Source organism: Amycolatopsis sp. NPDC033938 (assembly GCF_055575975.1).
Genome location: NZ_JBVIRO010000026.1, coordinates 71,498 through 95,509, shown reverse-complemented (window position 1 = coordinate 95,509; position 24,012 = coordinate 71,498). Strand labels below are relative to the sequence as shown.

Genomic DNA, 24,012 nt, shown 5'->3' with positions numbered 1-24,012 from the left:
GGGCGCAGGTGAGGTAGATGCGGTAACCCGCGCTCCGTTCAGCGAGACCGCGCCGGCGGTGGCGGGACGGTCTTCGCCAGGACGATGTCCGCCAGCCGGATCGTCGCGAGACCACGTTTGGTCTCGACGGTGCATTCCGTGTCGTCACGGGACCGCAGATAGCCGAGCGCGTCGGTGAAGCCGCCTTCGATCCGGTACCGCACGACGACCCTCGTGCCGACCGGGACGTCCGGGAGGGTCATCGGTTCAGGTGCGCGGTGAGCTCGTCGTCGCTCGGTTCGACCAGATGGGTTCCGTCCGGCCAGACGATGGTCGGGATCCGCCGCGCACCGTTCTGCAGTGCCCGCACGGTCTCCTCGGCACCGGCGTCCGCTTCGACGTCGAGGTAGTCGTACTCGACTCCCTTGGCGTCGAGCAGGGCACGGCTGCGTTTCACGTCGGGGCACCAGCCGGCGCCGTACACGGTGAGGTCGCTCATGGCTCACAGCATGCCAGGTCGCCGCCCGGCGGCTTGTCCGGCGAGGGCGGAACGGTCGGCGAGGCCGGTCTTGGCCAGCAGACTAGCGACGTGTTTCTCGACCGTCCTCGGCGAGATGTGCAGGCGAGCGCCGATGTCCTTGTTGCCCATCCGCTCGGCGAGCAGCACCAGCACCTCGTACTCGCGCACGGTGATACCGGCCGCGCGCAGGTCGGCGGGGACGCGGTCGACACCGGCGCGACGCTGCCGGACGGGTGCGCCGATCTTGCGGAGCAGGCTGCGGCAGGCGCCCGCGACCGCCTGGATGCCTCTGCCGTGGAAATACTCTTCGGCCTCCGTGAGCCAGCCCACCGGATCTCCCCAGCCGTCGGCGGCCGCCGGTTCGGCGATCAGGCGGAGCCCGAGGTGCCGGGCCAGGGGATAGGGGGCCGAGGTCTCCATCGCGTCGGCAACCGCCCGCGCCGCTTCCGCCGCGTCGCCTCGCCTGCCGTGCTCGACGGCGTGCGCGAGTTCCACGAACTGCCGGTTCCATCGCATCCCGCTCACCGCGGAGCCTGCCCCGGGGCAGGCGGCACCGCCGAGGGTGTCGATGAGCGTCCTGAGCCCGTGCTGGCCGGCGAGGTGGAACCGGCTCGGCCGCCGTTCCTCCAGCTCGATCACCTGCCCGAGTTCCCGGCGCGCCCGGTCGAGGTCCTCTTCGAGCAATGAGCAGAAGACGCGTGCCAGGCCGATGCTCAGCACCATCTCCTGCGCGTTCTCGCCGCCGCTTTCCCGGAAGTCCTCGAGTGCCCGTTCCATCTCCGGGCGGTCCGCCCGATGCCCGGCCGACATCGCCCTGGTCATATGCGCGTACTGCAGCAACGCGGTCAGGCGGAGCCTGCCGAGGACGGCCAGGTTCTCCTCCAGCAGCGCGTGCGCGGTCTCGAACTCGCACCGCAGGATCGCGTGCATGGTGCGCACGGAATCGACCGCGCAGTGCAGGGTGATCGCCCCGGTCCGCTGGGCGTCGGCGCGGGCCAGCAACAAGGTCTGCTCGTCGCCGTTCATCAGTACGCGATGGCCGCCGAGCCGGACCAGCGCCTGGGTCCGGAGATGATGCAGCTGGTTGTCTTCGGCGGTGCGCCGCGCGAGTTGCATGTAGTGCTCGGACTCGCTGAGGTCCCTCGAAAGCGCCAGCATCCCGAGCACCTGCAGCGCTTGGCAGACGACGAAGGGCTGCTCGGTCTCCTCGGCCACTTTCCACGCCTGACGTGCGAGCCGTTCCGCCCTGCCGCTCCGGCCGGGGACGTCGAGCCAAAGGTTCGCTTCGACGGCGTCGAGCGCGGCCTGCTGCGCCGGTGAGATCGCCGAACCGAGTGGGGCGCGGGCGCGTTCGATCTGGCCGAGACACTCGTCGTGCCGTCCGGCGATGTAGGCGGCCCAGGCCAGCTGGGTGTGCAGTTTCGCCGCGCGTTCGAGCGTGCCGATCTCGCCGAATCCGGCGGAGAGCGCGACGGCACGGTCGAACTGGCCGGTCTGCCCGAGCGCGTACAGCAGGGTCTCGAGCACCTCGGCCCGATCACCCTGGTCGGCCCCGGAGAGCAGGTCGACGGCTTTGGTGAGCATCGTGACCGCGGAGTCCGCGGCCCCGGCGTCGAGGGCACGGCGGCCGGTTTCGGCGAATTGCCGTCCCGCCGCCCGCTCGTCGTGCGCGGTCAGCCGGAGGAAAGCGACGAGCGCGCACAGGTCGCCAGGAAGGTCGGGATAGAGCTTCTCGACGGCGTCGGCGGCTTGGCGCGCGAGCGTCGCCTTCCGTGCCGGGGACTGGCGCTCCAGCAACGCTTCCGCGGTCAGCGGATGGCGGAAGGCGTACCAGCCGGGTGTCGTGTCGTCGGTGGTGACCAGGTTCGCCGAGACGGCGGCACTCAGATGGTTGTGCAGGGTCCGGTCGTTCATCCCGGTGACCGTCTGCACCACCGGCAGCGGGAATCGGCGGCCGATGACGGCGGCGACCGAGAGCAGTTCACCCGCCTGCGCGCCGAGTTGCTCCATCCGGACGCCGATACTCGTGACCAGCGCGGCCGGTACGCGGGCGCGGAGTTCGCCGATCACGCGCCAGCCGTCGCGGTTCTCGACCAGCAGGCCGTCGTTCACCATGCCGTGGAGCAGTTCCTCGACGATGAACGGCAGGCCCGCGCTGTTGCGCCACAACAACTCCGCCGCGGCCGACGGCAGGTGGTCCGGTTCCGTCTCCAGGCAGGCCGCGGCGAGCGCGTGGGTGTCGCGGAGGCCGAGCCTGCCGAGTTCGAGGACGGCGCAGCTCATCCGCTGGGCTCCGGACGTCGCCAGCCGGAGCGCCTCGGAGGGCTCGTTACGGAGCGTGCCGACGAACAGGGTCTTCGCCGCGGACAGGTTGTCGACGAGGTATTCGAGGATGAACAGCGTTTCGGCGTCGGCGTCCTGGAGGTCGTCGAGGACCAGGAGCGCGCCGCGATCGCGGCTGGTGACCGCCAGCAGCCGGTATACCGCTTCGGCGAGGACCATCAGGGAACCCGATTCCCGCGGGCGGTCGCCCTGACTCCAGTCGGGAATGAGCTGGGCGAGCACGGGGACGAACGGGTCGAGTTCGGCCGCTTCCGGCGGGCCGCCGCCGCGGAAATGCGACAACAGCGCCTGGGACAGCGGACGGAACGGGACGAGCGGGCCGATCGAACTCGCCCTGCCCTGCAGGACCGGGATGTCCGCGGCGACCGCCCGCGACGCGGCTTCGATGGCGAGCCGGGACTTTCCGATTCCGCCTTCTCCGACGAGAAAGATCGCGCCGCCGCGGCCGGCGATGGCGCGATCGAGAGCTCCGGAGAGCTCGGCCAGTTCGGTGTCACGGCCGATCACCCGCGACGAACGGATCCCCACCGCCGTGACTATAGCGAGCGGATTCCCCTGCTACGGCGAAGAGTTGATCACGAAGGCGGGCGTCGGGGCCCGCCTTCGTGAACCCTGTCTCAGATCCAGCCGCCCGCGAAGACGCTGACGACGGACGGCGAGCCGGGGTCGCCGGACAGGGTGGCGAGCGGGTTCGCGCTCAACCGCGGCTTGCTGCCCGCCAGCGCGTGGTTGCGCGAGCCGACCTCGAGCGCGCGCGGCAGGTTCACGGCGCCGAGGGCGTCTTCGGTGACGGGCAGATCTCTTTCGTACATCGGTATTTCTCCTCATACTCGGTTTACCGGCGGGACGATGGTGGCCGCGGGATGCGGCCGGTCGGGGCGGAGCAGCAGCGCGGACGGGACCCGGTCGCCGAATCCCAGCCGCAGCAGGCCGTAGCCGATACCTGCCAGGCCGCTCAGCAGCCCGGGCGAGGGGACCGCGCCAGGGGTCCCGCAGCGCGCACCGCGCTGGTCGATCGCGGCGAGCAGATGACCGGTCCGGCGACGTACCGCGGCGGCGGCGCCAGTGTGCCCGTTCTCCGCCAGCACGCACAACACCTCGGTCACCCCGGTTTCGCCGTGGCACAGGCTGAGATCCTTCAACGGTGCCCCGTCGGACAGGCGTTTGACGGTCCGTTCCAGTTCCAGGGCGCCGGCGGGATCGGGCAGGCGGGCGGCCAGGCCTAGGACGGCGCCGGCGAGGCCGTCGCACCAGCCGCCGGTGCTTTCCGCCCGATCGCCGTGCCGTTCGGGCGGTTCTTCGCCGGTCCGGTCGTGCGCCCGCAGCACCCAGTCGACCCCGGCGGAACCGCGCGCGAAACCTGTCCCTTGTGGACGGTCGCGGGCGAGCAGCTGGTCGGTGTAGCGATCCGCCCGGATCAGCGCCGTCTCCAGTCCTGTTTGGACATACACCGAGCGCATGGAGGCGACGCCGCCCGCGAGTCCGGTCGTGAACCCGGACGGGGTCTCGGCGGTGGCGTCGGGCATCAGGTCGACGGCCTGCTCGATGAGGTCCCCGGCGGGGAGCCCGACCAGCGTGCTGAGCCTGGCGATCGTGTACGCGACGCCACCGAGGCCGAGCAGACCGCCGCAGCCGGCGGTGGCGGCCAGCTCACGGTCGGCCCGGAGGGCGGCGAAAAGGCCGGGCAGCGGGGTGATCGCGTACGCGGCGAGGTCACGGTAACGCGCGATCCCGGTCAGCTCGGCGAGCTGGGCGAGGAACAGCGCGACACCGCAATAGCCCTCGCCGAGGCCCGCCCCCATCGGGAGGACGGTCCAGTAGCGGTCGTCGACGAGTTCGATCCCGAGCCAGTTGGAGCGGCGCTCGTCGGAGAAGGCGTTGGCGACGATGTGGTCGGCGATCCCGCAGGCGGTGACCAGCAGCCGTTCCGCGTCGGGTGCCTGGTTCGGCACCGCGGTTTCCGCGGTTTCGCCACCTCCGTGGTGGCCGACGCTCGCCGTGCTGATGGCGAGGGTGGCCGAGATCAGCCATTCCTGGTCGCGCTGGTCGAGCGGATCCATCTCCGCGACCTTCGCCAGCACGGTGTCCAGCGACGGCCGTTCCACCACGCCTTCGACACCGTCACCGCGCGAATCCAGTAGCGACGTCGAACCGGGGCTCGAGGTGAACATCGGGACATCGCCCGCCCACAGGTCGGCGCGCTCGTGCGGCACGAGCCGGAGCAGCTTCTCCTCGCCCGCCGAGTCCTCTTCGAGCAGGTCGAACGCGCGGTCGCGGTCGGCGGCGTCGCGCAGAAGATCCGGATGGGTGGTCTCGTCCAGCAGGCGGAAGTAGAAGTTCGTCGGCCGGATGAGCACCCGGATGGGGTCCTCGGCGCAGCGTTTGAGGTGCTCGGCGAGTTCGTCCCGTGCGGTGGAGACCGCGTCGTAGCCGAGCCGGAAACCGGCGAGCAGTGCCGCGCTGTGCTCGGCGGGGGTGACGTCGCGGCCGTCGAGCCGCGGGAGATTGTTCCCGCCCGCGAGTTCACCGGGCACGCGGACGAGCCGCATCCGGTCGGTGCCGGGATCGGCCCACTCGACCCGGTCGGTGGGCAGCCTGCCGCCGCGGCCGGCGAGCCCGGAGATGTCGACGGCGCCGTGTTCCCCGGCGAAGAGCTGGGGAAGCAGCAGCGTGCGCTGGACGGATCGCGCCAGCATCGCGGCCGCGGGGTCGCCGTCCGGCGCATCGGCGGGCGACGGCTGGAACAGCGTCTCGATGTCGATCAGCACCGGCTGGTCACCGCTGGCGATGATGTTCTCGTAGTGGATGTCGGTGGCGTCGAGCGCGTGCAGCAGCGCCAGCAGGATGCCCTGGCGGCGGTAGAAGCGGTCGACGTCGGCGATGTCGGCGCAGGGCCGGTGCTCGACGAACCGGAGCCAGCCGTACCCGTCGCGCGGCAACGCGTCGGCGGTCCGCAGCTCAAGGCCGGGCAGCCGCTTGTTGAGCCGCTCGACGACCTCGGTGAAGCGCTCGTGCAGGATCAGCGGGCGGGGCTTGTAGATCACCTTGGCACCGCTGGAGAACCGCAGCAGCTTGACCGACCGTCCTCGCGCGTGCGAGTCGCCGATCCCACCGGCCACCGCCACCAGCGTGCCGAGTGCGCCGTCCGCGACCGAACCGGGCAGAGCGTCGGCGTCGGCGGAGAAGCGGGTCAGCATCTCGGCGTTGGCCTCGGCGGCGTGCCGGCAGGCTTGGGCGAGAAGCCGGGCCAGTACCGGGTACTCGCTGAACAACCGGACGAGTCCGGCCGGGGTGGACTGCTGCCGCACGAAGTCCGCGAAGCGCTCTTCAGGCGTCTCGCCCTGAAGAGCCCCGGCCTTGCGGGCTCGATGCAGTTCGAGGACCAGCGTGCGAACCGAGAGGTTGAACAGATGCTGGTCGAGTTGAGCCGCGAAGTCGGTGCGGAGTGCCTCGACGTCGGCGCCGGAGAGGTCACCGGGGACCGCTTCGCGGGACGCGGCGTCGACGAAGGACCTGAAGACCCCGGCGAAGGCGACACGCCAGTCACCGACTGGGGGGCGCCTCGGCAGTGGCGCGGTGACGGCGCGTTCGACGACGCCGGCCCATGCGGGCTTGGCGGCTTTCCGTTCGCGCGGGGTCTGGCCGTGCACCCACCACCGTGGCGGCAGGGACGTCGCCGTTGGCTGGGGCGTCACGTCGTTCATGCTGTCAGCCGGGCCGCATCCGCACATGGGGGCGGAACCCCCACATTCAGCGCACGCACGAAGATGCCCGGAGAGTGACGATCTCGCGGTGGACCGCTACGTTGTGATCACGGCGGAAGAACCGGCCAAGGAGAGTGGATGGCTCTGACGGACGCGGTCGTGGAAACGCGGCTGCCCGCGAAAGACCTCGACCGGGCACGGCGCTGGTACGCGGAGAAGCTCGGTCTCGAACCCGTCGACGAACGCCCCGGCGGTCTGCGTTACCGCTGCGGATCGACGGTGTTCTGCCTGTTCGCTTCGGCCGGCGCCTCGGATGGTTCCTTCACCCAGGTGAGTTTCGTGGTCGCCGACATCGAAGCCGAGGTCGCGGATCTGCGCGCCCGCGGGGTCGTATTCGAGGAGTACGACTTCCCGGGCTTCCGCACGGTGAACGGGATCGTCGACATCGGCAACAACTATCCGAGTCGCGGGACCGGGGAACGCGGGGCGTTCTTCCGTGACAGCGAGGGCAACATGATCTCGCTCGGTCAGCCTGTCGGGGCACCGGGACCGGCGCGTCCGTAGCCGGGAAACGACGGTGTTCCGCTCGTCCCGGCCAGGTCCTGGGAACGGCATGATGGGCGGGTGACCACGCCGCCGTCCGCTCCCGGCCCGCTCGATCCGGTCCTTCCGTCGACGTCGCCGCCGATGTCGGTGCTGGTGTACCGGCCGCAGGCGGAACCGCCGGGTGAACTGCCGGTGCTGTCGAACCGGACGATCGTCTGGGCCGCGGTGACATTGATCGTGCTCGGTGCCGGGGTCGCCGCCGGGCTGCTGCTGGCCTTCGGCGACGGTGGGCACGCCGGTCGGCTGGACGCCATCAAGACGGCGGGCACGATCGTGCTCGGTACCGGTGGCGCGGCGGCGTTGTGGCTGACCGCGCGCAGGCAGCGTACTTCGGAGCTGAGCCTGAACCAGGTGCGTGCGGCGCACGCCGCGACCGTCGCGGACGCCGAGGCTCGCCGGATCACCGACCTGTACGGCAAGGCGGCCGACCAGCTCGGGTCGGCACAGGCACCGGTCCGGCTGGCCGGGCTGTACGCGCTGGAACGGCTCGCGCAGGACAACCCCGCGCAGCGGCAGACCATCGTCGATCTGCTGTGCGCGTACCTGCGGATGCCTTACGAGCCGCCATCCGGTGAACCGGCACGACGACCTGTGGCGCGAAGCTCCGGAGTGCCGCGACCGCTGTTGGGCACCGCTGCCCGGAAGCGGGCCACGCTGCGGTTGGCGCCGCCTTCGCCGCGCCCTGACGTCCCGGCCGGCGCGTCGACGGAAGCGGAGCAGGAGCGCCAGGTCCGGCGGACCGCGCAGGTCATCCTGTTCCGCCATCTCAAGACCGGCCCCGAGGAGAAGCCGGTCGACACCTTCTGGTCCGCCATCAGCCTCGACCTCACCGGCGCCCTGCTCGGCCCTGCCGATCTGATCGGGTGCCGGGTGGACGCGGCCGACTTCACCGGCGCCACCTTCACCGGCGACGTTTGGTTCGGCAGCGCGCACTTCGGGTTGAACGCCGTGTTCACCGGAGTACGGTTCGCGGGCGAAGTCAGCTTCGCCGAAGCGCGGTTCGACCACGACGCCGGTTTCGACGGGGCGACGTTCGACAAGTACGCCCGGTTCGGCGGCGCCGAGTTCAGGGGACGGACGACCTTCGGGCGCGCGCACTTCCGCTCGCGCACGGTCTTCACCGGCGCGAACTTCGACGGCGACGCCTATTTCTCCGCGGCGCGTTTCGGTGACCGGGCCGAGTTCGGCAAGACGCGGTTCGCCGGTCGAGGAGTGTTCGCCAACGCGAGCTTTGCCGATGACACCTACTTCTCCGCCGCTGAGTTCACCCTTGAAGCCAACTTCCTTGACGCTCGGTTCGAGGGGGCCGTCACCCAGTTCGCCGATGCGACGCTCGCCGAGGCCGGTTTCCACGCGACCGAGTTCGGCGGGGAGACCGGTTTCACCACCACCAGGTTCACCGGTGAGGCCACGTTCGGCATGGCGAAGTTCGGCAAAGGTGTGGAGTTCACCCGCGCCCGGTTCGATGGCGAGGCCGGCTTCGGTGGTGCCCGGTTCACCGGGCTCGCCGTGTTCGACGAGGCGACGTTCGCCGGGGACACCCGATTCCACGAATGCCACTTCGAGCAGACGGCCGAGTTCCGGCGGACCCGATTCGCCGCGGACGTGTGGTTCGACAGTGCGGAGTTCGTCGAAGTAGCGGGTTTCACCGAAGCGCTGTTCGACGGGCGAGCACAGCTGGTCGGGACGAGGTTCGGTGACGTCTGCGGTTTCCGCCGCGCCCGCTTCGAGCGGGACGTCATCTTCAAGTACATACGCTTCGGTGGCCCGGTTTCGTTCACCGACGCGCACTTCGCGCGACCACCTCGTATCGAGACCGTGTGGGTCAGAGTGGACGGGCGGAAGCTCAGCGTGGACAGCACCTGGCCACCCGGAACCGAAGTCCGGGACGCCTACGAACGGCCCTATGTCGCCTCGGAGGGCCAGTGGGGAGTGCTTGTCCCGGTGCCGTCCGACGATGTGGCGGGATCACCGGATCGGTCGTGATCGAATCGAGCCGAGCGGGAAATGGTCGCCGGAAATTCACGGACACGGCGATCGCGGAATTGGACAGTTCACCCTCTGCGAAGGTAAAAAGCCAAGCAGTGCAACGTTTACCCTGTGTGGCTGATGCGTACGGGGGAAATGGGTCCGGCTCCTTGACAACGGCCCCGGTGGCGGAGTTACGTCTCTGGCTTGAATTCAGAGGAAAAAACGAGCTCTGAAATTGTTCATCGGGCCACAGGTAGGAATCGAGCCAAGCCACAGATGAAAGAAGACGAACCACTTCGACGCCGTCCTGCCGCCATGTACCGGAATCCCAGTACATGGCGGCTGCGCACCAAGATCTCCGTGGTGCTGTTGTTGCCCGTGCTCGTCGCGTTGCTGCTGGCGGGAGTTCGGGTGCAGGCCGAGCTGGCCAGAGCGGGCGGGCTCAGCGCCGTACGGGATCAAATGCCTGTTCTGCAGGGGATCGCCGAGCTCAGCGCGCTCGTCGACGACGAGATGATCCACGACGGCGGATCCGCGCAGACCAGTGCGGTGGACGCGAAAGCGGCGTCGGTGCGGCAGGACGCCGCTTTCGCGCAGCTCGCGCCAGAGACCGCTCGGGCGCTGGAGACCGAGCTGGGGAAGCTGGCCGGGCTGCGCCAGGAAACCGGTTCGCCCGCCGTCAAAACCGGTGGCTACCACGATTTCATCTTCGCGCTGAGCGAAGTGGTCCCCGGGGTGGTCGGACAGGCGGGCAGCCCGGATCTCGACGCCTCGGCAGGCATCGCCAGTGCACTCGTGCAGCTGCGGACCAGTCTCGCGGTGCAGGAGGCGCTGTCCAGGCAGCCACAGGACGCGTCGATCGCGGTCGCCGCCGAGGAAACCGTGCTGATCGCCCAGATCCGCCGGTCGTTGCCGCCGGGGGCGGAGGCCGCGCGGTTCGCCGCGGCGACCGTTGCCGGCGCCGGGGGACCGGCGGCGAAACGCGCCGCGCTCGGGAATCTGCTGACCGAGCACATGAAGACGTTGTCCGACTCGGTCGGCTTCCAGACCAACCTGGCCCGTTCCGACGCTCTTCGCGACACCGCGCTCATCATCGCCTCGCTGCTCAGTGCCCTCGCCATCGCGCTCGCTGTGGCGCGGTCGCTGGTCGCGCCGATCCGTCGGCTGCACGCGGCCGCGATCGACGCCGCGCGCCACCGGCTGCCCGGCACGATCGAGCGGATCCGGGGTGGGGAAGAGATCGACTGGCAGGCGATCGAGACCCTCCCGGTCTACTCCGAGGAGGAGATCGGCCAGCTCGCCCGTGCCTTCGACGACATGCACCGGCAAGCCGTCCGGCTGGCCGTCGGCGAGCAGGCGGAAATGCGCATCCAGGTCAGCGAGATGTTCATGACGCTGTCCCGCCGCAGCCAGTCGCTGGTGGAACTGCAGCTCTCGGTCATCGAAGACCTCGAAGCCGACGAGCAGGATCCGCAGCGGCTCGCCGAACTCTTCCAGATCGACCACATCGCCACCCGGCTGCGGCGCAACGGCGAGAACCTCCAGGTCCTCGCCGGCGGCCGCCCGGTGCGGCGGGAAACCGGGCCGGTCGCGACGGTCGAGCTGTTGCGGGCCGCGACCTCGGAGGTCAAGGACTACCAGCGGATCTCACTGGGGAACGCGCCGCGCGGGTCGGTGCAGTCCGAGGCCGCCGCCGACGTCGTGCACATCCTCGCCGAGCTGCTGGAGAACGCCATCCGCTCCTCGCCGCCGGAAGAGCAGGTCGTGCTCACCGCTGACCGCGGGTTCGACGGCGGGGTGCTGATCGAGGTCGTCGACGTCGGGCTCGGCATGGGCAGAGAGGACATCGAGGCGGCGAACGCCCGGCTGTCCGCCGGTGCCGCCGTGAGCCCGGAAACCACGCGCCGCATGGGACTGTTCGTGGTGAGCAGGCTCGCCGCGCCGCACGGGATCACCGTCCGGCTGCGGCCGACGACCACCCGGAACGCGAGTGCGGGCATCACCGCGAGCGTGCACGTTCCCGGTGTGCTCGTGCTGGTCGACCTGCCGCAGCGGCCCGGCCCCCCGGCCCGGCCCGCGATCAACGGCAGCGCCCGCCACGAGCTCGAACCCCGATGGCCCTCCGAGGAACCAGCGCCCTTCGACCCGGAGCTCACCCAGATGCCGACCCCGATCTTCGACCAGACGCTTTCGCACTGGTTCACCGACGAACCCGTCGCGGCCGCGACGGACCAGGCCCAGCACTGGGCCACCCCCGTCGACCAGGTCCGGCTGGCCGCGGAAGTCGCGGTCGGCGGTCTGGCCGACCTCGAATTCACCGAGTCCGGGCTGCCGACCCGGCAACCCGGCGCGCAGCTCGCCCCTGGCGCGGCCGCTCCGCGACGGTCGCAAGTGGAGGACACGTCGTTCCGCGATCCCGCCGCGGTGCGGAACAACCTTTCCCGGCACTACAGCGGCATGCGCGCGGCCCGCCATCGCGTGGCGAACGAACCGGCCGAATCGAAGGTGGAGAAGCGATGAACACCCGGCATGAAGGAGCGGATGTGATCGACCAGTCCCGGAACTGGCTGGTGTCGGCGTTCACTCAGGACGTTCCCGGAGTCGCGCACGCGGCGCTCGTCTCGGCGGACGGACTGCTCGTGGCGGCGAACGAAACGCTGCCACGGGACCGGGCAGACCAGCTCTCGGCGATCGCGTCCGGGCTGTCGAGCCTCGCGCTGGGCACGGCCGAGCTGTTCACCGCCGGCCGGGTCGTGCAGTCCGTCATCGAGATGGAGCAGGGCTTCCTGATGCTGATGAATGTCGGTGACGGCTCGAACCTGGTGGTGCTGGCCAACCCCGGCTGCGACATCGGGCTGGTGGGGTATGAGATGACGTTGCTGGTCGACCGGGTGGGGAAGATGGTCGAGACCCCGGTGCGGCGTGCGGCCTCACCGGGAGCCACCAGGTGAGTGAGGCCCGGCGACGTGAAGGCGGGCGGCACGCGGCTTCGCTGGCCCGCCCCTACGCGTGGACCGCCGGCCGGACCCGGCCGGCGGTCGACCTCCCGGTGGAAGCGCTGGTGGAGACGACCACCGAGGGACGTACGGCGCCCTACAGCCCCACCAACCCGCTGGCGGTGGTCACGCAGCTGTGCCTGCATCAGCGGTCGGTAGCGGAGATCGCGGCGCATCTGAGCGTGCCGCTGGGGGTGGCCAGGGTCCTGATCGGCGACCTGCTCACCACCGGGCAGGTTTCGGTACGGGACACGCTCACCGAAGACACCTCCTGGGACGAACGCAACGATCTGCTCGAAAGGGTCCTCAGTGGACTACGCGCACTCTGAACGACGGATCACCTCGGCCAAGATCGTGGTGGCAGGCGGGTTCGGCGCCGGCAAGACGACCTTCGTCGGCGCGGTCTCGGAAATACTCCCGCTGCGCACCGAAGCCATGATGACGACCGCGAGCGTCGGGGTCGACCGGATCGAGGCGGTGCCGGGGAAGATCGCCACCACCGTCGCGATGGACTTCGGCCGCCTCACCCTCGCCGACGACCTGGTGCTCTACGTGTTCGGCACCCCGGGCCAGCACCGGTTCTGGTTCATGTGGGACGACCTGGTCTGCGGCGCGGTCGCCGCGATCGTCCTGGTCGACACTCGCCGCCTCATGGACTGCTTCGCGTCGATCGACTTCTTCGAGTCGCGCGGTCTGCCGTTCCTGGTGGCCATCAACCAGTTCCAGGGCACCCGCCAGCACGCGCCCGAACAAGTGCGTGAGGCGCTCAAGATCCCGGCGGCGGTACAGGTGATCTCCTGTGACGCGCGCTCGCCGGAGTCGACGAAACAGACCCTCATCGCCGCGGCCGAGCACGCACTGGCCGAGTTGCACGCGCCGCATCAACGGAAAGCCTGACAGGAGCCCGGAAATGCCTATGGACCACGACGATTTCGCGATGGGCAACTGGCTTGTCGTGCTCGCGTACCTCACTTCGGTGGTGGGATGCGCGCTCGGGCTCGCCTGCACACTGCAGGCCCGGTCCACCACCGACCCGAGGAGCAGGCTGGGCTGGCTCGTGCTGGCCGCGGTATCCATCGGCGGGGTCGGCATCTGGGTCATGCACTTCATCGCGATGCTGGGTTTTTCGACGCCAGGCCTGCCGGTGCGCTACGACATCCTCCGCACGACGTTGTCCGCGGTCGTTTCGGTGGCCGCGGTCTTCCTCGGCCTGCTGGTGTTCGGGGTTCGCAACCGGTTCGCGTGGCGGCGGCTGCTGCTCGGCGGGCTGCTCACCGGGCTCGCGGTCAACGGCATGCACTACACCGGGATGTGGGCGGTGCAGGTCAAGGGGAGCATCGGCTACGACGTCCCGATGGTGGCGCTCTCGGTGCTCATCGCGGTCGTCGCCGCGACCGCCGCGCTGTGGTTCACCGTCGGACTGGACAAGCTCCTGCCCCGGCTGGCGGCGGGGCTGGTGATGGGCGCGGCGGTCACCGGCATGCACTACACCGGGATGGCGGCGGTGAACCTGCATCTGGACCCGGCGGCGGCGGATCCGCCGGGGGTGGAGGTCTTCTCCTTCCTGTTCCCGGTTTTCGTGCTGGCCACGCTGGCGCTGGCGGTGCCGATCTGCGCGGTCCTGATGGTTTCGGCGAGCACCGAGTCGCCACGCCCGGCCACCCAGTCGGCAGGAACTTCGCCGCCGGCTTGACGAATACCGTAGGGACACGGCTGAACCCACGCCACGGGATCACCGCAGGTCACCGGGTGCGGGCGCGGACGTGGATCCTCTCGCCTTGCTTGCCGAAGAGGCTGAGGACCTCGACGCCCTCGGGGCCGGCGGCGCCGAACCAGTGCGGTGTCCGGCAGTCGAACTCGGCTGCCTCTCCGGGGCCCATGACGACGTCCTGGTCGCCGAGCACGAGCCGAAGCCTGCCCCGGAGGACGTAAAGCCATTCGTATCCGGTGTGGGTGCGCGGGTGGGGTGCCTCGTCGTCGGGCGGGATGGTCATCTTGTAGGCGCGTGGCTCGCCCTGGTGCCGGGTGAGCGGGATGAGGACTCGCCCGTTCGGGGGCAGCGGTGGCTCCAGCACCCTCGGTGAGGAGACGATCTCGTCGACGCGCAGGCCCAGCGTGGCGATGACCGGCAGGATCAGTTCGAGGCTGGGCTTGCGCTGTCCGGATTCGAGGCGGGACAGGGTGCTGGTGGAGATGCCGGTGGCGCGGCTGAGCTCGACCAGCGTCGTCCCCTTCTTCTCCCGGGCGCGACGCAGCCGGGGAGCGATCAGCTCGATCGCCGCGGTGACGGCGGGTTGTGTCTCCATGAGGCCAGATCACCAGCTCGTCCCGGTTTCGGCAACTTTCTTTGCTGAAACAGCCAGATCCGGCCGATGCTGGCGCCATGATCGAAACCAACCGGCTCCCCGCCGGCGTCTATCTCCTCGCTTTCAGCCTCTTCGCGATGGGGAGCGCCGAGTTCCTGATGGCCGGGGTCCTGCCCTCGGTCGCCACGGACCTCGGCGTGTCCCTCTCGTCGGCGGGCGCGCTCATCACCGCGTTCGCCCTCGGTGTCGTCCTCGGCGGCCCGCCGTTCGCCGTGCTCAGCTTGAAGTGGCCACGACGCACCGCGCTGATGACCACACAGGCCGTTTTCGCCGCCGCCATCGCGACGGGCCTGCTCGCCGACGACTACTGGATCCTGCTGGTGACCAGGTTCGTCGCCGGTCTCGCCTACGCCGGCTTCTTCGCCGTCGCCGCCGTGACCGCGATCAGCCTGGTGACCCCCGACCGCAACGCCCGCGCCTCCGGCGTCGTCGTCGCCGGACTCAGTGTCGCCATGGTCGCCGGAGGCCCCACCGGCACCTTGCTCAGCAACCTGACGGACTGGACCGGCGGCTTCTGGGGCGTCGTCGCGCTCACCCTGCTGGGCGTGGTCGCCTGCGCTTCCGGCCTGCCCGCCACCGCGGTGACAGCGGAACCCAGCCTCGCGGCGGAACTGCGCGCGATGCGGACACCACGCCTCTGGGTTGTCTACGCGATCACGATCCTGAGCACCGCCGCCTACATGGTGTCCTTCAACTACCTGGCCGCGGTCCTCGCCGACGTCACCCGCGTTCCCGCCGTCTGGATTCCCGCGGTACTCGCGCTTTTCGGCATCGGCGCCTTCTTCGGCCTCTCCGTCGGGGGCCGGATCTCCGACCGGCGGCCCCACCACGCGCTGCTCGGCGGGGCGCTCGGGATCGCCCTGTTCTCGGCCCTGCTCGCCGTCTTCGCCGCGTCCGCCTGGCTCGTCGTGCCCTTGGTGTTCCTGCTGGGCGTCGCGGCTTTCGTGCTGAACCCGGCGCTCTACGGACGAGTCTTCGCGATCGCCGCTTCCGCGCCGACGCTGGCCGGTGCCACCACGGTGTCGGCCTTCCAACTGGGCATCAGTCTCACTCCCGCCTTCGCCGCCGGCGTGCTGAACCTGGGCGCCTCGGTCACCGCGGTGTTCTGGATCGGCGCGGCACTGGCGCTGGTCACGATCCCGTTGGTGATCCTCGATCGCTCACCGCGTCACGACCTCGCCGCGGCACCAAGGCGGTCGTGACTCGACCTACCCTTCGTCCTCAGAGGACAGTAAGCCCTTTTTCTCGGCTCGGGCCACCACCTTCTTGACGAACTCGATCGAACCGCAGTCCTGGTCGAGCAGCGCGTTGCGGCGGGTGGCCCAGGCCGTGCCCAGTTCCTGCCGGACCTTCTCGCTCACGTCAGTACGCGCTGGGTTGAGAATCGTCTGCTCTTCTTCGCCGATGTGATGCATCAGCGCCTCGGCCAATTTCTCGACCGCGTCATCGAACTTCTGCGTGTCGGTGCCCTTGCATTCCAGCAGGTCCAACAGCGCCTGGTTACCCTCGGCGTGTTCTTCCTCGCCGTGTTCCTGCTCATGCTTGTCGATGGCGTCCTTGCGCCGCAGCGCGGGGTAGACATCCTGTTCTTCGGCCTCGCCGTGCGCGATCAGTGCCGCTGACAAGGCGGCTCGGGCACCCGCGCGGTCCGCAGTAGCGTCCCGCAGATCACGGAGAAGCTGTTCGAACAGACGGTGATCGTCCAGGATCAGGTCGACGACGTCACCAGCGACAGGACGGGGAATCTTCAGCGCGGTCATGCGTCGAGGATTCCCGCGCCGCTGCGGTCCGGCAACTCGAGTGAGCGTGACGGCGGGCGCGGGGACGAAGGTGTGGTTCGCCTCTCGCTCCCCGCCGTCACGTCAGACGTGGTCGGGATCAGAGGTTCGCCGAGTAGTGGGAGCTGAGTGTGTTGTCGCAGCCGTAGGCGGAGAGGTCGCTGATCGAGCTGTACGCCTCAACGGTGATGCATTTGTCCCTGATGTTCGCGCCGGAGTTCCGGTAGAAGTTGATCGGGTGGCTGCTGCGGTTGTGGATCGAGCTGACCGTGTCGTTGACGCTGCCGCCGTTGTCGTAGATTTCGTACTGGTAGTTGAGCTTCACCAGATCGAACTGCGCGAGGCCGCCATCGAAGTTGCCGTGCTCCCACACACAGACATTGCCGGCCTGGCACCTGTACGGGTCGCCCGCCTGCGTGGCCGAAGCCGACGGAGCCAGCAGCGTGCCGGTGGCCACTGCCGCACCGGCGAGGACCACGAGACTCTTCGTTAGGTTCATGCCGCGGAGTATGACCTGTCGTTCTGTCATTGCGCTGTCGCTTCCGGCGAAGCCCGGATTTCGACCTTCGGTACGACATGGCCATTTTGACGGGTTTCCAGGCTGGTGAAAGGTTGCCGTAAGCCTTCTCTTGAAATTCGAAAGCATTGTGGACGCGTCATTCTTTTGACCTACTCCCATCGAAGTCGGCTGTTTGCAGCTATAACATCCGCCACTGTCGCCGTGTTATGACCTGCGAGAAACGGACGACCGGTCTTTCGTACTTATGGAGGTACCAGTGAAAAGTGTGCCGCACTAGGTTTCAAACCTGTCGCCCTGTCAGAACGCCTTGCCTGGCAAGCAGTTCCGCGCCCCGCCGTATGCTCGACCGCGTTTGCGGTGATTCGCGGCGGGCTGACTGTCCGAATGTGAAAACGGCTGGCGTGTCGATCCGCTAAGGAAAATGGTGAATTCTTCCCCGAGTCTCGATGTCAGCCTGGACCGGTTTATACCGAAGGCGCGAAGCAAGGGACTGGTCATACGAAAGTACGGTGGCTCGTCGCTGGCCACGCCGGCATTGGTGAACGACGTCGCCGACGAGGTGGCCGAGATCGCCGAAGCGGGAGCGGGGGTGGTCCTGGTCGTGTCGGCGATGGGGGACACCACCGACCGGCTGATCGCGTTGGCCGGAGAGTTCGCCGAACCACCCGCTCCCCGTGAGCTCGACCAGCTGATGGCCACCGGGGAACAGGTCTCCGCGGCGGTGCTCGCCATGGCGCTCACCGCGCGTGGGGTCGAGGCGGTCTCGTTGACCGGTGACCAGGCGGGGATCGAGGTGAGCGGCGAACCGGGAGCGGCGACCATCGTGCGGGTCGATCCAGGCAAGATCGTCGCACGCCTGCGTTCCGCGCAGGTCGTGGTGGTCGCCGGGTTCCAGGGTCGGGACGCCGACGGCGAACTGTTGACACTGGGCCGGGGTGGTTCCGACACCACCGCGGTGGCGCTCGCGGCAGCGCTCGGCGGCGCCGAATGCGAGATCCGCACCGACGTCCACGGTGTCCGCACGGCCGACCCCAGGATCGTCCCGGACACCCGGCCGGTCCGGAAAATCTCCTACGACACCATGGCCGAGCTCGCCGGCCTCGGGGCCCGCGTGCTGCATCCCCGGTCAGTCGAGCTCGCGCGCCGTCACGGGGTGGCGGTGCGGGTGGCGCACTCCTCGGAGCCTGGCCCCTCCACCGTCGTCGAGGCGGGAGAAGGTGCGCTGGAAGGAACTCCCCGCGTCGTCGGCATCGCGCACGAACGCGACGTGCGACTGGTCCGGGTCCAGGTTTCGCCTTCCGGCCCTGACCATTACGCCCGCCTGCTGGCGACGCTGGCGGGCTGCGGGGTGAGACCGGACAACCTGAGCTGGCCCGATCCCGGCGAGCTGCGGTTCACCGTCCGCGGTCCGGAGCCGCTCGGCCCGCCGATCGGCCGATTCGCGATGGAGCTGGATGCCCGTTCCACGGTTTTGGAGGAACTCGGTTCGGTTTCCGTGGTCGGCACCGCGCTGCTCGAACCGCCCGGCTTCCTGCCCGAGTTGCTGCGGGTCCTCGCCGACCACCGGGTCACGGTGCCGTCGATGACGACGTCGCAGTCGCGTTTGACCGCCGTGATCCCCGCCGACGCCGTCGACACGATCGTCCGTGCCCTGCACGACTCCTTCGGCTTGGCGGAGGACGGGCGATGAGCCCGTACGGACAGCCGTCGGGGCAGTTCACCACCGATGGCCTGGTCCTGACGTGTGACAACCACGAACAGCGGATTCGCTGGCAGGCGGGCGATCGGCTGGAGCGGTTGTACGAGCGACTCTGCGACCGGTTGCGTGCCGTCGGTCTCGGTGATCGTCTCGCGGTGGACGCGGGGGACACGAAGCTCACCTTCGCCGGGTTGGATGAGCGGGCCAATCGGCTCGCCCGGCATCTGCGAGCGCGCGGGGTGCGGCCCGGCGACCGGATCGGGCTGTTGTTCGACGAACCGGTCCATTCCTACGTCGCGATGTTGGCCGTGCTCAAGGTCAACGCGGCGTATGTGCCCTTGGACGCGGGGTTTCCGGACGACCGGCTCGCCTGGATCGTCCAGGACGCCGGCGTCCGGCTGGTGGTGTCGAACTCCGCCCTGCGCGACCGGTTCGAGCCGGGCAGTGTCGGCGTGCTCTGCCTCGACGAGGACTCGGACCGGATCGCCGCGTTGCCGGGCGGCCGGCTCAGCGTGGCCGAGAAAGGCACACCGGCGGACGAACTCTGTTACGTCGTCTACACGTCCGGCTCGACCGGCCGCCCGAAAGGGGTGACGATCGACCACGCCTCGATCTGCAACTTCGTCCGCGTCGCGGCCGAGGTCTACGGTATCCAGGGCACCGATCGGGTCTACCAGGGCATGACGATCGCGTTCGACTTCTCGGTCGAGGAGATCTGGGTACCGTTGCTGTGCGGCGCGACGCTCGTACCGAAACCCCGCGGCGGCGCCCTCGTCGGCCACGACCTGCTCGAATTCCTGCGAGAGAACCGGGTCACCGCGTTGTGTTGCGTCCCGACCCTGCTGGCCAGCCTCGACGAAGATCTGCCTCTGTTGCGGTTCCTGCTGGTGTCCGGCGAAGCGTGCCCTGAAGACCTCGTACGCCGTTGGCACCGCGCGGACAGGCGATTCCTGAACGTCTACGGCCCGACGGAAGCCACGGTCACCGCGACGTGGTCGGTGTTGCGACCGGATCGGCCGGTGACCATCGGGGTGCCCCTGCCCACCTATTCGGTCGTCATTCTCGATCCGGACGAGCCCAGGGCACTGGCCGCGGGCGAACTGGGGGAGATCGGCATCGCCGGGATCGGACTCGCCGGTGGCTACCTGAACCGCCCCGACCTGACCGAGCGCGCGTTCATCCCGGACTTCCTCGGCATCGGGAACAACCCGTCCCGCCGCATCTACCGCACCGGCGATCTGGGCCGGATCACCCCGGACGGGGAGATCGAATACCACGGCCGCGCCGACACGCAGGTGAAGATCCGCGGCTACCGAGTGGAACTCACCGAGATCGAATCGGTTCTGCTGCAGATCCCCGGAATCGCGCAGGCGGTGGTCGAGACCCACCGGCCGGAGCCCGGCGCGACCGAACTCGTCGCCTACTACAGCCTGCGCCGCGACAAGGCCGAGATCGACCCCGGAGAACTCCGCCGCCGCCTGGCGGAACTGCTGCCGGGCTACATGGTGCCCGCCTATCTCGAACGGCTCGACCGTATCCCGCTGACCCCGGCGGGCAAAGCCGATCGCAAACATCTTCCGGCACCCAGTGGCCCGCGAAGAGCGGGGAACGACGTCGAATACGTGGCGCCGGCGACTGAGACCGAACTCCACCTGGCGGAGTCGTTGAGCCGGGTCCTCGGGATCGAGCGGATCTCCGCGACGGCGCATTTCTTCGACGACTACGGCGCCGACTCCCTGCTGCTGGCCAAGTTCTGCGCCCTGGTCCGCGAGCGCGGCGACGTCGGCCCGCTGTCGGCGAGGGACGTTTACCTCAATCCCACCGTTCGCGGTCTCGCGGAGTCGATTCCCGCCGGGGGCCGGGCCACGGCCGCTCGTGCCGAGAAGCCGCGCCGGGCGTCCACCACCTCGTATGTCCTCTGCGGAGGGTTCCAGCTCTTGGCGTTCCTCGCCTACGCCGCCGGTTCGGGCTGGATCCTGGACACGGGCTTCACCTGGATCGACGCTGCGACAGGCTTTGTGGAGGGCTACGCACGCGCTGTCGGACTCGGGCTCGTCGTCTTCGTCGTTCTCTCCGTGGTGCCGGTCCTGGCGAAGTGGGTGATCGTCGGCCGGTGGAAACCGGGGGAGATCCCGCTGTGGGGTTTCGGCTACCTGCGCTTTTGGACGGTCAAAACACTGATCCGGTTCAGTCCACTGATGCTGTTCGTCGGTACGCCGCTCTACTCGTGGTACCTGCGGGCACTCGGTGCGGACATCGGCAAGGGGGCCGTGATCCTGTCCCGGAATCCGCCGGTCTGCACTGATCTGCTCCGGCTCGGCGCCGGAGCGGTCATCCGGAAGGACGCCTACTTCTCGTGCTACCGCGCCAGGGCAGGCAGCATCCAGACCGGCCGGGTCACCCTCGGCGACAACGCCTTCGTCGGGGAGATGACCGTGCTCGACATCGGCACGGCGCTCGGTGACGACGCGCAGCTCGGCCATTCATCGTCCCTGAACACCGGGCAGACAGTCCCAGATGGCGAACGCTGGCACGGATCGCCCGCCCGTCCCTCCACTGTGGACTATCGAGCGCTGGCCACGGTCGCGCGGCGCGGGCTCAGGCCGTTCGCCTTCTGCGTGTCCAGTCTGCTGCTCCTGCTGCTGGTGACGCTACCCGTGACGATGGGCGGAGCAGGCCTGTTCGTCGATCGGTGGTCCACGTCGACGGCGGACTTCACGAGCTGGGTGTTCTACCGCGGCCAGATCGCCGATTCGGCGCTGCTCTACTTCGGCGCCTTGCTCGCCGGGCTGGCGGTCGTCCTCACGATCCCCCGCCTGCTCGGGCACTGTCTCCGGCCGGAGAAGGTGTACCCGCTCTACGGCAGGCATTACGCGATCCAGCGGCTGATCGCGCGGCTGACCAACCTGCGGGCGTTCACCTATCTGTTCGGTGACAGCAGCTACATCGTCCACTACCTGCGCGCGCTGGGGTACGACCTGTCGAAGATCCAGCAGACGGGCTCCAACTTCGGGGTCGAGGTCAAGCACGAGACACCGTTCCTCAGCACGGTCGGCACCGGGACGATGGTCTCGGACGGCCTTTCGCTGCTCAACGCGGACTTCTCCGCCTCGTCGTTCCGCCTGCGCCGGACCTCCGTCGCGCCACAGGCTTTTCTGGGCAACGAAATCGCCTTCCCGCCGGACGCGCGGATCGGCCGGAACTGCCTGCTGGCCACCAAGGTCCTCGTCCCGCTGGACGGGCCGGTCCGGGAGAACGTCGGGCTGCTCGGGTCACCCGCGTTCGAGATACCCAGGACCGTCCGCCGGGACACCGGCTTCGAGCACCTCGGGACCGGGGACGCCCTGAGCCGGGGCCTGCGGGCGAAGAACCGCCACAACACCGTCACGATCCTTCTCTACCTGCTGGTGCACTGGCTGCAGTTGCTCGGCGTCCTGCTGATCGGCACGGCGGCCGGTGTCCTGCACGAGCGGTTCGGCTCGCTCGCCGTCGGTGGCGGCATCGTGGCGACGCTGGTGTTCTCGGTCGCGTTCCTCATGCTGGCGGAACTCGCCGTGCAGGGTTTCCGGGCGCTCCGCCCGCGGTTCTGCTCGATCTACGATCCGGCGTTCTGGCGGCACGAACGGTTCTGGAAGCTCAGCCCCGCCCGTTATCTCGCGTTGTTCGACGGAACTCCGTTCAAACCCTTCCTGCTGCGCTGTCTCGGCATCCGGATCGGCCGCCGGGTCTTCGACGACGGATGCGCGATCCCGGAACGGTCCTTGGTGAGCATCGGCGACGACTGCGTGCTCAACCAGCACACCGTCGTGCAAGGACATTCGCTCGAGGACGGCACGTTCAAATCCGACCACGTCACCATCGGCGCAGGATGCACACTCGGCACCGGCGCCTTCGTCCACTATGGAGTGACGATGGGGGAGGAGGCGATCGCCGAAGCGGACGCCTTCCTGATGAAGGGCACGGCGGTGCCGGCTGGAACCCGCTGGCACGCCAATCCGGCGATCGAGCTCGGCACGGCGGAAGAGAGCACCACGACAAGGAGGCTGCCATGACGCACACCCCCACGGCGAGACCGGCACTGGCGCCTCACGTCGAGGGCGTCCTGCCGGGCCCGCGCTCGGCCGAGTACCTCGAACACCAGCGACAGTGGGAATCCAGCGCACGAGCGTATCCGCGCCACCTGCCCATCGCGATCGCCGGTGGAGAGGGAAGCTATCTGTGGGACATGGACGGGAACGTCTTCCTCGACTTCCTGGCGGGCGCGGGAGTGCTCTCCCTCGGCCACAATCATCCCGAACTGGTGCACGCGGCCACCGAACAACTGCGTGTGCTCACCCACGGACTGGACTTCCCGACCCCGGCGAAACGCGAGTTCGTCGACGCCCAGCTGTCCATGTTGCCGCCGGATCTGCGCTCGCGGATGCGGATGCACTTCTGCGGCCCCGGCGGGGCCAACGCCGTGGACGCCGCGATCAAACTCTGCAAGACCGCGACCGGCCGTGGTGACCTGGTGTCCTTCCAAGGCGGCTTCCACGGCTCGAGCCACGCCGCGATGGCGTTGACCGGCCTCGTCTCCCAGAAGCGGCCGATCGCCAACGGGATGCCCGGCGTGCATTTCTTCCCGTACTCCTACTGCGCCCGGTGCCCGGTGGGGCTCTCGCCGGACACCTGCGAGACCAACTGCGTTGGCTTGCTGGAGCGCTCGCTGCGGGATCCGAACGGCGGTATTCCCCTTCCCGCCGCGGTGATCCTGGAAATGGTGCAGGGTGAAGGCGGGATCATCCCGGCGGCCCGAGACTTCGTCCGGCGTGTCCGCGCGCTGACCGCGGAGCTGGACATTCCGCTCGTCGTGGACGAGGTGCAGACCGGGTGTGGCCGCACCGGAACCTGGTTCGCGTTCGAGCAGTACGACATCGAACCGGACGTGATCATCGCCTCGAAGGCGTTGAGCGGGATGGGGCTTCCGGTGGCGGTGATCTTCTACGACCGGCGCCTGGACGGCTGGGCGCCCGGTGCGCACACCGGCACGTTCCGGGGCAATCAGGCCGCGTTCGCCGCGGGCGCGGCGGCCGTCCACGTCGTGCGGCGCGACGACGTGCTGGGCAATGTCCGGCAGCGTGGACGTCAACTCGAACAACGGCTCGGCGCCTTGCGCGCTCACGACTGGGTCCGTGAGGTTCGCGGTCTCGGCTTGATGTGGGGAATCGAGCTGAGCGACCCGAGTGACGGCCGCGCGGTGGGTGGCTACGCCCGCGCCGTGCAGGCGTACGCGTTGCAGCAAGGATTGATCGTCGAACTCGGCGGCCGCGACGACAGCGTGATCCGGTTGATGCCACCGCTCACCGTGACGGCCGAGGAAGTCGAATTCGCCTGCGAAACCCTGCTCGGCGCGATCGAGCGAGTCCGATTCTCGGTCACCACGAGATGTGGGTGATACCCGCGGGTATCACCCACATCTTCGGCGGCGAGTGACCTGCGAACCGGTCACTTTGCGACCACGCGAGTCGGCCGGCTTGTCTTCGCCTCGGGA

19 protein-coding genes are annotated in these 24,012 nt (G+C 69.1%); 11 read left to right on the top strand and 8 right to left on the bottom strand.

The window, feature by feature from the left end:
• Positions 1–38: 38 nt before the first annotated feature.
• The 5 genes from ACZ5ZX_RS38385 to ACZ5ZX_RS38365 all read right to left on the bottom strand — a co-directional run bounded on the left by ACZ5ZX_RS38385 (position 39) and on the right by ACZ5ZX_RS38365 (position 6,546).
• Complete coding sequence (locus ACZ5ZX_RS38385; protein ID WP_465506903.1) at positions 39–242, bottom strand: putative acetyltransferase; 204 nt, start codon at positions 240–242, stop codon at positions 39–41.
• Positions 239–478 carry a glutaredoxin family protein gene (locus tag ACZ5ZX_RS38380; protein ID WP_465506902.1) on the bottom strand — a complete coding sequence of 80 codons (240 nt, stop codon included), beginning with the start codon at positions 476–478 and terminating at the stop codon, positions 239–241. The genes ACZ5ZX_RS38385 and ACZ5ZX_RS38380 overlap by 4 nt, the downstream gene beginning before the upstream one ends.
• A gap of 3 nt (positions 479–481) precedes the next feature.
• A complete protein-coding gene (locus tag ACZ5ZX_RS38375) occupies positions 482–3,370 on the bottom strand; it encodes a helix-turn-helix transcriptional regulator (protein ID WP_465506901.1) in 2,889 nt (962 codons plus the stop codon).
• A gap of 89 nt (positions 3,371–3,459) precedes the next feature.
• Positions 3,460–3,654 (bottom strand): hypothetical protein, encoded by a 195-nt coding sequence (locus ACZ5ZX_RS38370; RefSeq protein ID WP_465506900.1) that lies wholly within the window; start codon positions 3,652–3,654, stop codon positions 3,460–3,462.
• A 12-nt stretch (positions 3,655–3,666) separates the two neighbouring features.
• Positions 3,667–6,546, bottom strand: coding sequence for a type 2 lanthipeptide synthetase LanM family protein (locus ACZ5ZX_RS38365; protein ID WP_465506899.1), 2,880 nt, complete (start codon positions 6,544–6,546; stop codon positions 3,667–3,669).
• 138 nt (positions 6,547–6,684) lie between these two features.
• Between ACZ5ZX_RS38365 and ACZ5ZX_RS38360 the strand changes: the two genes are divergently transcribed.
• The 7 genes from ACZ5ZX_RS38360 to ACZ5ZX_RS38330 all read left to right on the top strand — a co-directional run bounded on the left by ACZ5ZX_RS38360 (position 6,685) and on the right by ACZ5ZX_RS38330 (position 13,812).
• Positions 6,685–7,110, top strand: a complete 426-nt coding sequence (locus tag ACZ5ZX_RS38360; RefSeq protein ID WP_465506898.1) for a VOC family protein — start codon at positions 6,685–6,687, stop codon at positions 7,108–7,110.
• Between the two features lie 60 nt (positions 7,111–7,170).
• A complete protein-coding gene (locus ACZ5ZX_RS38355; RefSeq protein WP_465506897.1) occupies positions 7,171–9,138 on the top strand; it encodes a pentapeptide repeat-containing protein in 1,968 nt (655 codons plus the stop codon).
• A 300-nt stretch (positions 9,139–9,438) separates the two neighbouring features.
• Positions 9,439–11,643: a HAMP domain-containing sensor histidine kinase gene (locus ACZ5ZX_RS38350; protein ID WP_465506896.1), complete on the top strand. Its 2,205-nt coding sequence runs from the start codon at positions 9,439–9,441 to the stop codon at positions 11,641–11,643.
• Complete coding sequence (locus tag ACZ5ZX_RS38345; protein WP_465506895.1) at positions 11,640–12,074, top strand: roadblock/LC7 domain-containing protein; 435 nt, start codon at positions 11,640–11,642, stop codon at positions 12,072–12,074. The genes ACZ5ZX_RS38350 and ACZ5ZX_RS38345 overlap by 4 nt, the downstream gene beginning before the upstream one ends.
• Positions 12,071–12,448, top strand: coding sequence for a DUF742 domain-containing protein (locus tag ACZ5ZX_RS38340; RefSeq protein ID WP_465506894.1), 378 nt, complete (start codon positions 12,071–12,073; stop codon positions 12,446–12,448). The genes ACZ5ZX_RS38345 and ACZ5ZX_RS38340 overlap by 4 nt, the downstream gene beginning before the upstream one ends.
• Positions 12,429–13,016 carry a GTP-binding protein gene (locus tag ACZ5ZX_RS38335; protein WP_465506893.1) on the top strand — a complete coding sequence of 196 codons (588 nt, stop codon included), beginning with the start codon at positions 12,429–12,431 and terminating at the stop codon, positions 13,014–13,016. The genes ACZ5ZX_RS38340 and ACZ5ZX_RS38335 overlap by 20 nt, the downstream gene beginning before the upstream one ends.
• 19 nt (positions 13,017–13,035) lie before the next feature.
• The gene (locus ACZ5ZX_RS38330) at positions 13,036–13,812 is read left to right on the top strand and encodes an MHYT domain-containing protein (RefSeq protein ID WP_465506909.1); all 777 of its coding nucleotides are present in this window, start codon (positions 13,036–13,038) and stop codon (positions 13,810–13,812) included.
• Between the two features lie 49 nt (positions 13,813–13,861).
• On the opposite strand, the gene ACZ5ZX_RS38325 is transcribed toward ACZ5ZX_RS38330, so the two are convergent.
• Positions 13,862–14,425 (bottom strand): helix-turn-helix domain-containing protein, encoded by a 564-nt coding sequence (locus tag ACZ5ZX_RS38325; protein ID WP_465506892.1) that lies wholly within the window; start codon positions 14,423–14,425, stop codon positions 13,862–13,864.
• Between the two features lie 77 nt (positions 14,426–14,502).
• On the opposite strand from ACZ5ZX_RS38325, the gene ACZ5ZX_RS38320 reads away from it, so the two are divergent.
• Positions 14,503–15,687 carry an MFS transporter gene (locus tag ACZ5ZX_RS38320; RefSeq protein ID WP_465506891.1) on the top strand — a complete coding sequence of 395 codons (1,185 nt, stop codon included), beginning with the start codon at positions 14,503–14,505 and terminating at the stop codon, positions 15,685–15,687.
• A gap of 6 nt (positions 15,688–15,693) precedes the next feature.
• Here ACZ5ZX_RS38320 and ACZ5ZX_RS38315 read toward each other — a convergent pair whose 3' ends face one another.
• Both ACZ5ZX_RS38315 and ACZ5ZX_RS38310 read right to left on the bottom strand, forming a co-directional pair.
• Positions 15,694–16,245, bottom strand: coding sequence for a hemerythrin domain-containing protein (locus tag ACZ5ZX_RS38315; protein ID WP_465506890.1), 552 nt, complete (start codon positions 16,243–16,245; stop codon positions 15,694–15,696).
• Between the two features lie 118 nt (positions 16,246–16,363).
• The gene (locus ACZ5ZX_RS38310; RefSeq protein WP_465506889.1) at positions 16,364–16,762 is read right to left on the bottom strand and encodes a peptidase inhibitor family I36 protein; all 399 of its coding nucleotides are present in this window, start codon (positions 16,760–16,762) and stop codon (positions 16,364–16,366) included.
• Between the two features lie 442 nt (positions 16,763–17,204).
• On the opposite strand from ACZ5ZX_RS38310, the gene ACZ5ZX_RS38305 reads away from it, so the two are divergent.
• From ACZ5ZX_RS38305 to ACZ5ZX_RS38295, 3 genes are read left to right on the top strand one after another with little or no spacing between them, the layout of a single operon-like run.
• Positions 17,205–18,473 (top strand): aspartate kinase, encoded by a 1,269-nt coding sequence (locus ACZ5ZX_RS38305; protein ID WP_465506888.1) that lies wholly within the window; start codon positions 17,205–17,207, stop codon positions 18,471–18,473.
• The gene (locus ACZ5ZX_RS38300; protein WP_465506887.1) at positions 18,470–22,534 is read left to right on the top strand and encodes a Pls/PosA family non-ribosomal peptide synthetase; all 4,065 of its coding nucleotides are present in this window, start codon (positions 18,470–18,472) and stop codon (positions 22,532–22,534) included. Before ACZ5ZX_RS38305 ends, ACZ5ZX_RS38300 begins: the two co-directional genes overlap by 4 nt.
• On the top strand, positions 22,531–23,916 hold the full coding sequence (locus tag ACZ5ZX_RS38295) for an aspartate aminotransferase family protein (RefSeq protein ID WP_465506886.1): 1,386 nt from the start codon (positions 22,531–22,533) through the stop codon (positions 23,914–23,916). The genes ACZ5ZX_RS38300 and ACZ5ZX_RS38295 overlap by 4 nt, the downstream gene beginning before the upstream one ends.
• The last annotated feature ends 96 nt before the right edge of the window (positions 23,917–24,012 follow it).